The 13,066-nt window shown below is 45.6% G+C and carries 11 protein-coding genes; 7 read left to right on the top strand and 4 right to left on the bottom strand.

Going from position 1 to position 13,066, the window contains the following annotated elements; genetic code table 11:
• Positions 1 to 128: 128 nt before the first annotated feature.
• Positions 129 to 1,457, bottom strand: coding sequence for an aminotransferase class I/II-fold pyridoxal phosphate-dependent enzyme (locus HN980_02645; GenBank protein ID MBT6928378.1), 1,329 nt, complete (start codon positions 1,455 to 1,457; stop codon positions 129 to 131).
• Between the two features lie 311 nt (positions 1,458 to 1,768).
• On the opposite strand from HN980_02645, the gene HN980_02650 reads away from it, so the two are divergent.
• Positions 1,769 to 3,079, top strand: a complete 1,311-nt coding sequence (locus tag HN980_02650) for a DEAD/DEAH box helicase (protein MBT6928379.1) — start codon at positions 1,769 to 1,771, stop codon at positions 3,077 to 3,079.
• 12 nt (positions 3,080 to 3,091) lie between these two features.
• On the opposite strand, the gene HN980_02655 is transcribed toward HN980_02650, so the two are convergent.
• Entirely contained in the window at positions 3,092 to 3,544 is a 453-nt protein-coding gene (locus tag HN980_02655) for a hypothetical protein (protein ID MBT6928380.1), read from the bottom strand.
• 574 nt (positions 3,545 to 4,118) lie between these two features.
• On the opposite strand from HN980_02655, the gene HN980_02660 reads away from it, so the two are divergent.
• From HN980_02660 to HN980_02680, 5 genes are all read left to right on the top strand, one after another.
• Entirely contained in the window at positions 4,119 to 5,093 is a 975-nt protein-coding gene (locus HN980_02660; protein ID MBT6928381.1) for a hypothetical protein, read from the top strand.
• Positions 5,086 to 5,976 (top strand): ABC transporter permease, encoded by an 891-nt coding sequence (locus tag HN980_02665; GenBank protein MBT6928382.1) that lies wholly within the window; start codon positions 5,086 to 5,088, stop codon positions 5,974 to 5,976. Before HN980_02660 ends, HN980_02665 begins: the two co-directional genes overlap by 8 nt.
• Complete coding sequence (locus HN980_02670; protein ID MBT6928383.1) at positions 5,973 to 6,722, top strand: ATP-binding cassette domain-containing protein; 750 nt, start codon at positions 5,973 to 5,975, stop codon at positions 6,720 to 6,722. The genes HN980_02665 and HN980_02670 overlap by 4 nt, the downstream gene beginning before the upstream one ends.
• Positions 6,723 to 6,794: 72 nt before the next feature.
• Positions 6,795 to 7,970 carry a cation:proton antiporter gene (locus HN980_02675; protein ID MBT6928384.1) on the top strand — a complete coding sequence of 392 codons (1,176 nt, stop codon included), beginning with the start codon at positions 6,795 to 6,797 and terminating at the stop codon, positions 7,968 to 7,970.
• Positions 7,971 to 8,169: 199 nt separating this feature from the next.
• The gene (locus tag HN980_02680; protein MBT6928385.1) at positions 8,170 to 8,586 is read left to right on the top strand and encodes a hypothetical protein; all 417 of its coding nucleotides are present in this window, start codon (positions 8,170 to 8,172) and stop codon (positions 8,584 to 8,586) included.
• A gap of 55 nt (positions 8,587 to 8,641) precedes the next feature.
• Here the strand turns inward: HN980_02680 and HN980_02685 are convergent, their stop codons facing one another.
• Together HN980_02685 and HN980_02690 are read right to left on the bottom strand one after the other, a co-directional pair.
• A complete protein-coding gene (locus HN980_02685; GenBank protein MBT6928386.1) occupies positions 8,642 to 9,025 on the bottom strand; it encodes a RidA family protein in 384 nt (127 codons plus the stop codon).
• A gap of 71 nt (positions 9,026 to 9,096) precedes the next feature.
• Positions 9,097 to 10,161, bottom strand: coding sequence for a hypothetical protein (locus HN980_02690; protein ID MBT6928387.1), 1,065 nt, complete (start codon positions 10,159 to 10,161; stop codon positions 9,097 to 9,099).
• 606 nt (positions 10,162 to 10,767) lie between these two features.
• Here HN980_02690 and dnaG point away from each other — a divergent pair.
• A complete protein-coding gene (gene dnaG, locus HN980_02695) occupies positions 10,768 to 12,537 on the top strand; it encodes a DNA primase (protein ID MBT6928388.1) in 1,770 nt (589 codons plus the stop codon).
• The last annotated feature ends 529 nt before the right edge of the window (positions 12,538 to 13,066 follow it).

Raw genomic sequence — 13,066 nt, forward strand, 5'->3', positions numbered from 1 at the left:
CTCCTCACCCAGCTCTTCAGAGCTTGGCTTGTCGGAAGTACTTGCATCTTGCCCCTTTCGCTACACCACTAAAGCAAGATTAGCGCGTAACATCAGTTCATAATAACGGCTGTTGCGTAAGGCCATTGTTAGACGGTATGATGCGAAATTTGTAGTCGTTCGTAGTCGTGGAAGAGCTTCTCGAAGAGGACGGGGACGAGACGCATCGTGTCGGGGGGAAGAACATAGGCGATGCGCATCTGGCAATCTCCGGGGTTGGCTTCATCGTCGTGGACTTTGTAGAAACCCGACATTGAAGTGACGAGGAGGGTGTAGTTCTTGCCGTCGATTTCTATAGATCCTTTTTTTGCACAATACAGCACGAAGTCTTTGGAGTTGAACGATGGCTTGGCGATATCGCGTACGTCGATGACGGAGTATAGAGCGGCGCTTGGTGATGAGACGATGATCCCTGGGAGCCTTTTGATAAGCCCTTCGCGGACTTCGTTCATCATCGGTTTATAATACTCGCGCTGTTGCTGATACCAGTTGCGTATGTCTTCGTGTTTTTCGTGAGCAAGGGCGCCGAAGATATATTGTCCTATAGTATTTGCGCATAGATTCGAAGTGTATTCCGCCAGAGCTTTGTTATAGAATTCTTGGTTGTCGGTGACGAGAGCGCCTACCCTCAGGCCACAGCCGTTCCATACCTTCGATGCCGACTCTATGCTTATCCTACGACCTTCGATGCCTTTGACAAGGGCGTCGTCGATAGCCCATATGCTCGAAACAGCTTCTTCCGTGTAAAACAGTTCGCGGTAGGCTTCGTCACTGACAAGCCACATGTTGTATCTTACGCACAGCTTCGCCAGAGCGGTAAGCATGTCGATGTTGATAAAATGCCCCGTAGGGTTATCGTAAGGTATCACGAGAAGCGCGCCGGGCCTGTTTTTCTTGATGACCTCTTCGATTTCGGCAATGTCGGGCATAGAGAACTGCCCTGAAGCAAGCAGAGTCCTCCTTACAGAAACAGTTTTTCTGCCAGTTCTTTCTGCCAACGAGATGTAGTTGGTATAGACGGCGTCGATGAGCATGAGAGGCTTCTCGTCGGCGCCGGCAGCGCCACAGACTCCGAGGATCATAAGCTCCATCGCCATGCTACCGCCATCGGTTACGATAGTTCGTAGGTTGGCGGTGTCGAAACCAGAAGAAGCAATGATATTCTTGAAGGCTATATTCGCTTCAGGCGCCCCCATAGAAGGAGAATAGGAGACGACGCCTTCACTGAAAGGGGAGCCTTCGTCAGTAAGCGTTTTCATCCTTTCAATCATCGCCGGATGCATCGGTAGACTTACATTACCGATGGCGACATTGATGGCTTCGACGCCGTCTGTTCTCTTAAGAAATTCGATCTGTGACAGACGGATCGAAGAAGGCTGCCTTGTCGTAAAATGATGCGATAGTATGGGTTTATTCATACAACACCCTCCCTTTTTTGTATCTTGCATGATTATCGTGAGTCTACCATTTTCTTCCACAGATTGTTAAGCAAAATTAAAGAGAAAATGAAAAAGTGCTCCTATATAACAGTGTTTTGCGATGAAGTATTTTATTGTTAGTGACTTCTGTTGACGGTTGTGGTATGATGTTTAATCTTCGGCGCACTTTCGGTCTGCGCCTAACATTTTCGTGGTATGAAGCTTGATTGCTTCGCCTCGAAACAAATCATATCTTGTCTGGATCGTACAAGGGCATAAGTCTTGTGCAGACATTTTTTGGAGTATTTTATATGTCATTTGATTCACTAGGCCTTTTGGCCGAGCTGCTTCGTGCTGTTTCCGAGAAAGGTTACACCGAGCCAACACCGATACAGAGCAAGACCATTCCTATTATTCTTAAGGGAAACGATATTATGGGCGGCGCACAGACAGGGACGGGAAAGACTGCAGGTTTTACCTTGCCGCTGCTACAGCTTCTCAGCAAAGATGCCCCCGGCAAAGGCCCGCGGCGTGTGCGGGCACTGATTATTACACCGACGCGAGAGCTCGCTGCTCAGGTTCGTGAAAGCGTAGAAGATTACGGCAAGCATCTGCCATTGAAGTCTACCGTTGTTTTTGGCGGTGTCAATATTAAGCCACAGATGGTGAGGCTGCGACAAGGTGTTGATATTTTGGTGGCAACGCCAGGACGCCTACTTGACCTCGCTGGACAGAAAAGCGTTGACCTTTCTAGGGTCGAGATACTTGTCCTCGATGAAGCCGATCGCATGCTCGATATGGGTTTTATCCACGACATCCGTAAGATCATTGCGCTGCTACCAAAAAAACGCCAGAACTTACTGTTTTCGGCGACATTCTCCAACGACATAAAGAAACTTGCCGATGGCTTGTTAGATTCGCCGGTTCTTATAGAGGTGGCGCGACGCAATGCTATGGCTGAAGGAATAGGACAGGTAGTTCATCCTGTCGACCGAGAGCGTAAGCGCGAGCTGCTGTCACATCTTATCACTTCGAATAATTGGAAGCAGATCCTCGTCTTTACACGGACAAAACACGGCGCCAATCGTCTTGCTAAACAGCTCGAAAGCGATGGCATCACCGCCGCGGCGATCCATGGCAACAAAAGTCAGGGAGCACGTACCAAGGCGTTGGCAGATTTTAAGGCTGGAAATGTTCGTGTGCTCGCAGCTACAGACATCGCTGCTCGAGGACTTGATATCGACCAGCTTCCCCACGTTGTAAACTTCGACCTGCCAAGCGTTCCAGAAGATTATATACATCGTATCGGCCGTACTGGCCGCGCAGGAATGGAAGGCGAGGCGATGTCGTTGGTATGTATCGACGAACATAAACTTCTTAGGGATATCGAACTTCTGATAAAGCGTGAATTGCCGAAAGAGGTGATGCCAGGATATGAGCCTGACCCTTCGATAAAGGCTGAGCCTATCAGACAAGGACGCAATGCCTCTCATGGCAAAAGAGAAGGCAAAAATAAACAAACGCAATCATATCGTGGAAAATCGAACTCGTTCGGAAAGAAAGGCGGAAGGCAGGAAAAACATGGTTTCGCTGCACAAGGACGACGTAGACGTACAGGATAAAATAGTTATATGTTATTGGCTACTATCAGTAAGTGAACGAGGGCGTTTGTTTTCTATCGACGATACATCTCTACTTGAACCTCTTTTCTTTTTGCTAGCTTTTTCATCTTTTCTTTGGGCTTGTTTTCTGTAAAATGAGCTATCAACCTTGAACGGAGTTCTAGGTTTAAGACATTTAGAAACATTTCCTCTAGGAATTACTGTAGCTCTTAAATGGTCTGTATTAGCGGGAGGCTGCTTTTTACAGAGACCTACTAGAATCTTCACTTCTTCTTCTTCTTCTTCTTCTTCTTCTTTTTTTAGTCGCAAACTAAAAAAGTCACCAGTAAGGAGCCTAATCGCCGCAATTGTTTCCCTGCTGGCAGAAGAAAAATTAACACCTTGTTCTTGGCGATCGGCAGCTGGAGCGCCTTCTTGTAAGGCGTGTCCTTGATCAAAAGTTGCCGCTTTAGGTTGTATTTCCATAATTTTATTATTACCGTTGTTTTTTGTTGTTATTAACCGATATCTCATTGTTTATCAGGATATTATAAAGAATATAGTCTTTATTTGCAATAAAAAAAGAGGAATCTATGGTAGAAGAGATTAGGTCTCAATCATGGGCTAAAAATTTCCTTGTATTTTTTTTGATAGTTAAGTAACATGATGTCAATTATATAAGGTATAGTACATTTCATGGAAAACTCTATAGATACTAGCATTGTTTTGTTAGAAGTCGACGCTTCGACGCATAGCAGTGTACTGCCGTTTTTCTCTTGGTGGCCGCCCAGGCCATAACAATCCTCCCTGTTTTCATATAACATACTGATGTTGCACGCTAATCTTGCTTTAGTGGTGTAGCGAAAGGGGCAAGATGCAAGTATTTCCGACGAACCAAGCTCTGAAGAGCTGGGTGAGGAGGAATACTTAGTAGATTGTTCCTTGCAGCACGCCAATAAAGTGAGAGTGGCGCGTAAGGTCAGTAATATATTGATACGTACGCACAATCAGCGTGATGTGCTGCGTCAATTTTTTTTACCATTTATTTATGAGGTTACCAATGAAGAAATATTATTATATCATCGCCATAGCAGTGGCGATAACAAGTTATGCCATATATACTACGTCCCTAACGAAAGATCATCGACAGGTCGTCGGTGTCGTCGTCCCGATGCCGCACGTCGCTATGGACGAGATCGTGGCAGGAGTGTATGAGGCTTTAGATGACGACGATATTAATATCGTCGTACAGAACGCCTATGGCGAAGCGGAGATGCAGAGAAGCATCATACAGCAGTTTATCGATAACAAGGTCGACGTCATAGCGCCTATCGGCACCGACGCTACGCTTATGGCGCTGAAGATGTCAGACGATATCCCCGTCGTAGGACTTGCAAGCTATGCTGTCGAAGAACAAGAAAATTATAGCCCCGAGAAATTTTCGGTGATATTAGACGAGATATCGTTGGCGACACAGCTAAACTTTATAAAGAAGGCAGTCGTCGATATTCGACACCTTACCATAGTATATAGCGCCTCATTGAAGGCATATAACGATGCACACGAGTTTTCGTTTGTGGCGAAAGATGCAGGGATAGAGGTGCAGGGATTGATGGTTCAGAGTCTCGCCGATATGTATGCGATAAGCAACGCCATCGACAGCAAAACTGACGCTATCGTTATCTTAAAAGATCACCTTGTCGTCAGCGCATGCGGAACCCTCGCACAGAAAGCCGCACAGCTTGGCGTTCCACTGATAACATCAGACCTGGGATCTATAGCAACAGGAGGGGCTTTCGCTCTCGCCGTTGAAGAGAAAGATATCGGCGTTATCGGCGGACAACAGATAAAAAAGATCCTAAAAGGAGAAAGTGAAGACCTCGAAGCCGTTGTTGTTCTCGAAGACCTTAAGGTTTTTATCAACACAGCAGCATGCAAAGCACAAGGAATTGATTCCGATGCAATAGCGACATGCGCGAAGAAAGAGGGGTATCACGACATCATCGTAGATTCCGAAGGTGAAAGCCATGGGTAACAGCATAATACAAATTATAATGCAAAGCTGTATCTTTTTTCCTCTAGTGTCGGCGGTTTCTCTAAGCTTTAACATACTGAAAATCCCAGACCTCACCGTCGAAGGAAGTTTCGTTATAGGAGCGGCGGTGTTCGCCAGACTCTTGACGGAAAACTACGACCCTTTTGTTGGAATGGCAGCAGCGTGTATGGCAGGAGCGTTGGCAGGAACGATGACGAGCTTTATGCATAGATGTAACGTAGCACCCCTGATATCAGGGGTGCTCGCCATCTTCATACTGAGCTCGGCGACGCTTATCGTTATGGGAAGGCCAAACATCAGTATTTTAGGAAAAGATACCATCATAACGATCTTCCAAGGTTTTATGCCATTACAAGAAAAGGCGTCTAAAACGCTGTTCTTCATAATCGTAGCAGCAACGACGATGACGTTCCTCAGCGTGATGATGTCTTCGCGGATAGGACTGTTCCTACGCGCTTTCGGAGACAATAAACAGTTTCTACTAAGGATAGGAAAAGACGCCGAGATGTACCGCATAATAGGACTCGTCATCAGCAACGCCCTCGCAGCAATGTGTGGGGCGCTGACAGCACAAGTCAATGGATATGCCGATAGTGCCATGGGGCTAGGAGTCGGCCTTATAGGTATAGGGACAGTGATAATAGGTAACCAACTATATGGCGCGGCATTCGGCGACGAGAAAAAACCTCACCATGTTATGCTGATGTTCTGCTTCGCCGGCGTCGTAATATATTTCACGGCGATGAATTTCTTCATAAAACTGCAGCTAAACCCCATATATTTGAAGATGATAATGGGAGTGACATTAGCATCTTTTCTTATGACAGCAAAACCAGAAAAACATATGGAGGGAGCATTATGAAAGAAGATATTATCGCCACATTCGAAGATACAACACTCGTATTGTCGAAAAATGGCAGAGCAATAATAAAAAACCTCGACCTCACAGTGTCACAAGGAGACTTCATCGTCCTCCTCGGAGGTAATGGTTCAGGGAAAAGCTCTTGCATAAAAATGCTGAACGGCACCTTCAAACCTACACAAGGAAAGATCGTCGTCGATGGGCGTGATGCGAAAACCATGACGATAAAAGATATCTCACGGTTCGTCGGGACGCTGACGCAAGACGTCGAGATGTCAACATTTGGAGATATGACGGTATTTGAAAACTGTTTTCTCGCAGACACAAAAGGAACGGAACCTGTGCCTTATAAAAAAACAGCGCTATATGAAAAATATCGAAAGTATCTAAAAACATTCTTGCCGCGGTTTTGCGATATGATGGAAATGCCAGCAAAAAAACTCTCGGGAGGAGAGAAACAACTGCTGGGGCTGGCGATGTGTCTTATGCACCCACCAAAGCTGCTTCTGCTCGACGAGCATACCAGCGCACTAGACCATACGATGGCGGAAAACGTAATGGCAATAACGACAGAAATAATACGACAGAAGAATATCACAACGATAATGGTTACACACCATATACAACACGCCATCGATTACGGAAACAGAATTTTAGGAATGAAAGAGGGGAGGGTCGTTTGTGATATGAGAGAAGAAAATAAATCCTCCCTCACTAAAGATGATATATTGAAAATGTGCTACTAATGTTTTTTCATTGTCTCATTAGCGATGTTTGTGATAAGAAATGTCTATATACAAACAAAATAGGACATCGCCATGAACGATATTTTAGCGCTAGGGTTGTTTTTTCTTCTGGGATATACGTCTAGCAGAATTATGACGTTCTTGAAACTCCCAGCAATAATAGGGTATATCATCGTAGGGCTTGTCCTTGGGCCCTCCGTGACAAATATCGTCAATGCCAAAATCATCGAAGACCTCGACTTCATAGGATATACCGCCCTAGGGTTCATCGCTTTTATCATTGGCGGAAGGATAAAAATCAGCGCACTACGCAAGCTAAAAGAACACATTATATTCATAACAGTCTTTCAGGCGCTAGCGACTTTCATCCTCGTCTTTATAGGGATATATTTCATCAGCAGATCAGCGCCTATAGCGGCACTGCTTGCAGCGATAAGCGCCGCAACAGCACCTGCAGCAGTATTCGCTATAATCAAAGAACTTAAAGCTAAAGGACCCCTAGCAAAAACACTGTTAGCGATAGTAGCTATCGACGATGCGATATGCTTAGCACTTTTCGGCGTCGTCGCCGCTATAGTCTTGGCGATGATGGGAAATGGCTCGACAGAATGCTGGCATGTCATCCTGACATCACTCGTGCAGCTGGTAGGAGCTATTGTTATAGGGATGCTTATCGGCTTTAGCATAAACTATATTGTTAACGGCAATAAAAAAGATAGTTACCACATATATATAGCAGTAAGCCTGGTGCTATTAGGATGTGGTGTATCAATAGCGCTGAATATATCTCCGCTCTTGACGAATATGGTCGCAGGATGTTTCGTCGCCAACACATTCCACGCCTCGAGAAAACTGTTTAAAGCAGTAGAAAATATCGAAGAGATAATAATAGTGCTGTTCTTCGCCCTAGCAGGAGCACGACTGCAGATAGCATTGATACCACAGGTGTGGCACCTCGTGCTGATGTATGTCGCAACGCGATGGTGCGGGAAAGTCTTCGGCGGAATGCTTGGGGCGCGTATCAGTAAAGCACCAAAAGTCGTACAGAAATATGTAGGACTCGGGCTCGTCCCACAAGCAGGGGTGGCAATAGGACTGATATATATCGTGAAAGATATTATCCCAGAAATATCAGCAACGATAACAGCTATAGTTCTAGCATCGATAGTGTTCGACGAAATAATAGGACCTATAGGGACGGAGATAGCACTCATTAAATCTAAAGAAGGTAAAAGACCTACCGTCTAGCAGAACGCCATCTTTTACCACGACGATTTACGCCTTTTGTGTACCTTGCTGATTACTGTATAGTAGAATCCCCATTTCACCGTGTAAGCCTTTTGTACTAAATATCATAGCAATCCGGAATATCAAGGATCTTATTGACAAAATCCCCGTTTTCGTTTATAACTGTAGCATAGAATCAACAAACTTAAGGAGAATGATTATGACTGTAAGCAATCCAATGATAAGCAAACCAATAAAAATTGCTGGAGATTTTTTAAGTGAGCTAGGTAATGACATCAAAACTGTTTTCAAGGGAGATGCATTAAAATATAGAGTAGCTTCTATTGCTGTTAGAATTTTTGGCGCTCTTCTTGCAGCAGGTGCTGTTTTTTCCGTAGGTCCTTTACTGCTTGCTGGATTAAAAGTATCTGTGCTGGGAGTGCTTTCTCATGATATCGTGATTATTGGTAAAAATATAAAGAAGAAAGCCATTCCGGAAACAGTTAGACCGTGTTCTATTTTTAAAGATACGTTTGTTCGAGAGGTATTAAAAGTCAGTAGCCATAAAGACGCTTTGCCCGCTGTCTTTCTTTTCGCGCCTGGAGCTGCTAGGATGGCTCAGCACACGACAAGATGATAGTTTCGAAACGTAGATAAAAGCGCCACCGTTAGGTGGCGTTTTTTTTATGATTCTATTTTTTCACAGCAACACACGACATCTCAAGGACGGCATCGATAGGGAGTCTGCTTACCTCTACAGTCTGTCGCGCAGGAAGGACAGAGCCAGTAAATCTCTTAGCATATACATCGTTGACAGCAACGAAATCATTGAGATCTTTCATAAAGATATCAACGCGGACGACGTCTTCCATGCCGCAACCAGCAGCTTCTAAGACGTTCTCGATGTTGTCGAGGATTCTTTCTGCCATCGTCGTTATATCACCGTCGACGAGAGCGCCAGTGTCAGGGTCTATAGGCACCTGCCCAGAGACGAAAACAAAACCTCCAGCAACGACAGCCTGTGAATACGGACCTATCGCCTTGGGAGCTTTTTCTGTAGTTATTTTTTGTGTCATATTACTTTACCATTATATAAACGAAGGCCGCCCAGATGAGCGACCTTCTGTTTTTCGATATACTCTGTGGCTTAGCCATTTCCTGTAAGAGGAGCAAAAGCCTCTTCGAGGCCAGCACGTATCTCGGCAATGTCGCTGTCTTTCCAGTCTTCGACGGGACCATGGGCAAATGTTGTTTTGTCAATCCTATTGTCAAAGCGTCCTAAAGGCAGGTGGTATACGCCGCCATCGGTCTCGACACGTACAGTGTCTTTTACGTCAGAAGTCTCGAGGAGCCAAGCTATATCGTCGGTGCCATAGTCGCCATACATCACAGCTTGAGGGACGCAGTGGCTTAAAATAGAACCAGGGTCGTCAGGGTTTGCACGCGCAAGGTTCTTGCGGCGAGATTCTGCAGGGTCGACCCATATATATAGTATCGAAGCCTTTTCGAGGATAGTATCGCTAAGCTGTGAAAACGAATATTTGTATCCGAACGGTGCCGGTAATGGGTAAGTAGAACTTTCAGCACCACCACGGGCGAACTCGATGACGACAGTCTTTCCGTCGAGACTCTCAGGGACCTCGGCGATCTTATTCTTTAGAAGGCTTGCTGCTTCGTCTTCTAGAGTAGCAATAAGCTCTTCTCTGATATCAGCAGGAAGGAGTCCTAGCTCAGGAGCAGCGCCGACTTTCATGCGCGCCTTGTCGATGCGATTGAAAAGCCACTCTGCAGCAGACTTAGGGTTAGGTATGTTTCCAGCAACGAGGTCTTCGTAGTCTTCGTTGACAAGATGTATGAGCGTTCCCCATTCTTTTGGATTGCGGAATGGTAAAGCTGGAGAGATGAAGAACATTCCTTCTTCACCGCGAGCAGTTAGCTCGTCGCTGATACGGCGCATGAAGAAAACATAAGGAAAGTCGTCGAGCTGTACAGTCTCGCCAATGCCAAACTGGTTAAGGCACTCTTCGGCGTTGAGACTCGAAAGATATCGGCGTGCTTCGGATTTTCCCGATGCCGGTAAGGCAGAAAGAAGCAAAACTTCTATAGGCTTGGCGTCAACAACATCTTTGTCGGCGATAGACTCTTCGGCGATGACGGAACTCGTCATACAAAACATCGCTGCTACGAGCGATAATAAAACTGTAGATTTCATAAAATAATACCTCCATTATATTTAAACCCGGTTGTCTTCCTATCTTTTCTTTAGCGCCATAGAGTTAGGTAAGATGGCTCAGTGCACGACAAGCGGATAGTTGTAACTATTCGCGAGGAGTAAAATGAGCCAGATTGCCTGACACTATGGATGCTATAGGAAACAGGGCATTTTTTCTTTTTAAAAGTTCTAACAAGAGTCTTTAACTATATAAAAACAAATATCTTAAGCCTTTGTTATTACTTGTTGTTTTTATTTTCCCGTTTGTTATTATTTAGCTTTACCATATATCTTTTTGCAGCAGCGCATTTACTTTGCTTCTATCCTCGCGAATGTTTTAACATTCGCTCGTCTTTCATCTTCGTATCTGTACCACTGCAAAAACCCTATGGCAAAGGATAGGGGGCCAACCGGGTTTTAAGATACATGAAAAATTAATCTTCTATATCGTAACAGATGGAATGTTTTGTGTAAGCCCATAAAAAATATTTTAATCGCTCTTCTCTTTAGCGTCATGGGTTTAGAAGCTATATTTTTTTTGGCAGGGGATAGCTGGCATTAAAGGCATACAGTATGATATGATTTTATCTCTAAGGAGACAAATATATGAAGTTTTTCACTAAAGAAAGCCTAGAGACACTGCGCCAGCGTATCGACCTTATAGACGTCGTAGGCTCTCATGTCGAGCTTAAGAAAGCAGGAGCGACATACAAAGCACTATGCCCTTTTCATGACGAGAAGACTCCTTCGTTCATAGTACGCCGCGGTGATACCAGCTACCATTGCTTCGGATGTGGCGCTCATGGTGACGCTATACAGTTTCTTATGACGTATATGAAGATGTCATTCAGCGACGCCGTAGAGAGCCTCTCCGAGAAGTTCGGCGTGCACCTCGACTATGTCGATGGCCCTGAAGATAAAGGCCCCAGTCGTGCCGCTATGAAGGGCGCCCTAGACCTCGCCACCGACATATACCACTATACATTACTACACACTCCTGAAGGTCACGATGCTCTGAAATATCTCTACGACCGCGGAATCGATCTCGACTTTATAAAACAGTTTCGTATAGGACTCGCAGCGAAAAAAGCCGGGGCCTTCAGGAAGATGATGCACGCCAAGAAGATCTCCGACGAGATAATGATAGCATCAGGACTCCTAGCAGAACGCGAAGACGGCAGCAAGAGGGAGTTCTTCACAGAGCGTATAATGTTCCCAGTAAATAACGCCATGGGTAACGTTGTTGGATTCTCAGCACGGAAATATCATGAGAAAACCTTCGGCGGGAAGTATATCAATACGTCAGAGACGCCGCTATTTAAAAAGTCACAGATACTCTTCGCACTAAATTACTGCAGAAGGCGTATCGCCAAAGAACGTAAGGCGATAATCGTCGAAGGGCAGATCGATGCCCTTAAACTTATACAGCAAGGCCTCAACATAACAGTAGCGCCACTAGGGACGGCTTTCTGTGAAGGACATGTTAAAGCTCTCACAGACCTAGGCGTCAGCGCAGTATACCTCGCCACCGACGGTGATGCTGCAGGAAAAAAAGCAGCACAGAAGATAGGGGACCTCTTCCAGAAAAAAGGCGTCGAAGTATACGTCGTCGCTATCCCCGATGACGCCGACCCCGACACAATAATAACGACACACGGCATCGAAGGGTTTACGAAACTCCTAGAGAAAAGCGATGACTTCCTGACTTTCCTAGTAAAACATATGTCGACGATGGTCGATATGTCGTCACCAGCAGCGAAGAGCGAGGCGATAAAAGATATCGCTACAGTGATACGAGGATGGGACGATAGGGTGATGATACACGAAAGCCTAAGAAAACTTGCCTTCCTGACGCGCGTCCCAGAAGATGTCGTCGGCATCGAAGCAGTAGCACCACGACGGTATATAAAGAAAGGCGATAGCGTGCGACATGAAAATGTCGACGCCAACAAAATCCTCGAAAGCGACCTGCTAAGGTGGCTCGTCGTCGCCGGAGAGAATAACGAAGAAATCGTCTCCATAGTAAAAAACAATATCACCGCCGAAGACCTACACGACGACATCTGCAAAACGATATTCCAGCATTACTACGACCACTACGACGAAAAAGGCGCGCCAGATATGCTCTCCCTAGCAATAGCTCTCGACAACCCACACCACCAACACTTCCTCAGAGAACTTATCACAAAAAAAATCAATACCGAGAAAGCACAAGAACACGTCATAAACACCATACAGAAAATCCTCGAAAGAAACTGGATACAACAAAAACAAAATATCAACGACGCCATAAAAAACACACACTCCGACGACGACACAATGTCCCTACTAAAACAATTCAACGACCTTCAAAAATCTCCACCAACCGTCAGTTAAGGGGCCTCCGCGGTCAAGGGTGCTCCGCGCACCCTTAACAAACCCGCGCCAAAGGCGGTGTCCGCCTCTGGACTCCCCATGTATGCGACAAAGAAAAGAGCAAAGGCGAGACGCCTTTGCTCTTTTCTTTACTGCCGTGTCATCACCATCGTTTCAACCCGCAATTACTACCAAATTCATGGCCAACCATCTACAGCTGGAGGCAACCTTTTATACGTTTCTCCTCGGCCATGTCTCAAGACATGCCCTTGTCAAAATGTATAAAATTTCACCTCCATCTGTAGCGGTTGACCACAAATTTGGTAAAAATCGCGGGTTCGATGGCGATGATATAATAGGAATAGGTGGCATGGTGGTTTCGGTTTTTCCATATTCTTTTCCACCAAAGGTGTAGCGCCTGCTTTGAATTTCCTAATGACGAGCAAAAAAGGCTTCTGGCGGTTTCGCCAGAGGCTTTTTTGCTCTTAATTGGGGAGTCCAGAGGAGAACTTCTCCTCTGGCGGGAGGGGCATGGGGAGGGCGGAGTCCC

It is taken from the genome of Waddliaceae bacterium, from assembly GCA_018694295.1.
Lineage (GTDB): Bacteria > Chlamydiota > Chlamydiia > Chlamydiales > JABHNK01 > JABHNK01.

What these genes read in the sequence shown, in the direction of transcription:
- HN980_02645 (MBT6928378.1), bottom strand. Translation starts at nt 1,457, where the DNA reads ATGAATAAACCCATACTATCGCATCATTTTACGACAAGGCAGCCTTCT.
- HN980_02650 (MBT6928379.1), top strand. Translation starts at nt 1,769, where the DNA reads ATGTCATTTGATTCACTAGGCCTTTTGGCCGAGCTGCTTCGTGCTGTT.
- HN980_02655 (MBT6928380.1), bottom strand. Translation starts at nt 3,544, where the DNA reads ATGGAAATACAACCTAAAGCGGCAACTTTTGATCAAGGACACGCCTTA.
- HN980_02660 (MBT6928381.1), top strand. Translation starts at nt 4,119, where the DNA reads ATGAAGAAATATTATTATATCATCGCCATAGCAGTGGCGATAACAAGT.
- HN980_02665 (MBT6928382.1), top strand. Translation starts at nt 5,086, where the DNA reads ATGGGTAACAGCATAATACAAATTATAATGCAAAGCTGTATCTTTTTT.
- HN980_02670 (MBT6928383.1), top strand. Translation starts at nt 5,973, where the DNA reads ATGAAAGAAGATATTATCGCCACATTCGAAGATACAACACTCGTATTG.
- HN980_02675 (MBT6928384.1), top strand. Translation starts at nt 6,795, where the DNA reads ATGAACGATATTTTAGCGCTAGGGTTGTTTTTTCTTCTGGGATATACG.
- HN980_02680 (MBT6928385.1), top strand. Translation starts at nt 8,170, where the DNA reads ATGACTGTAAGCAATCCAATGATAAGCAAACCAATAAAAATTGCTGGA.
- HN980_02685 (MBT6928386.1), bottom strand. Translation starts at nt 9,025, where the DNA reads ATGACACAAAAAATAACTACAGAAAAAGCTCCCAAGGCGATAGGTCCG.
- HN980_02690 (MBT6928387.1), bottom strand. Translation starts at nt 10,161, where the DNA reads ATGAAATCTACAGTTTTATTATCGCTCGTAGCAGCGATGTTTTGTATG.
- dnaG (MBT6928388.1), top strand. Translation starts at nt 10,768, where the DNA reads ATGAAGTTTTTCACTAAAGAAAGCCTAGAGACACTGCGCCAGCGTATC.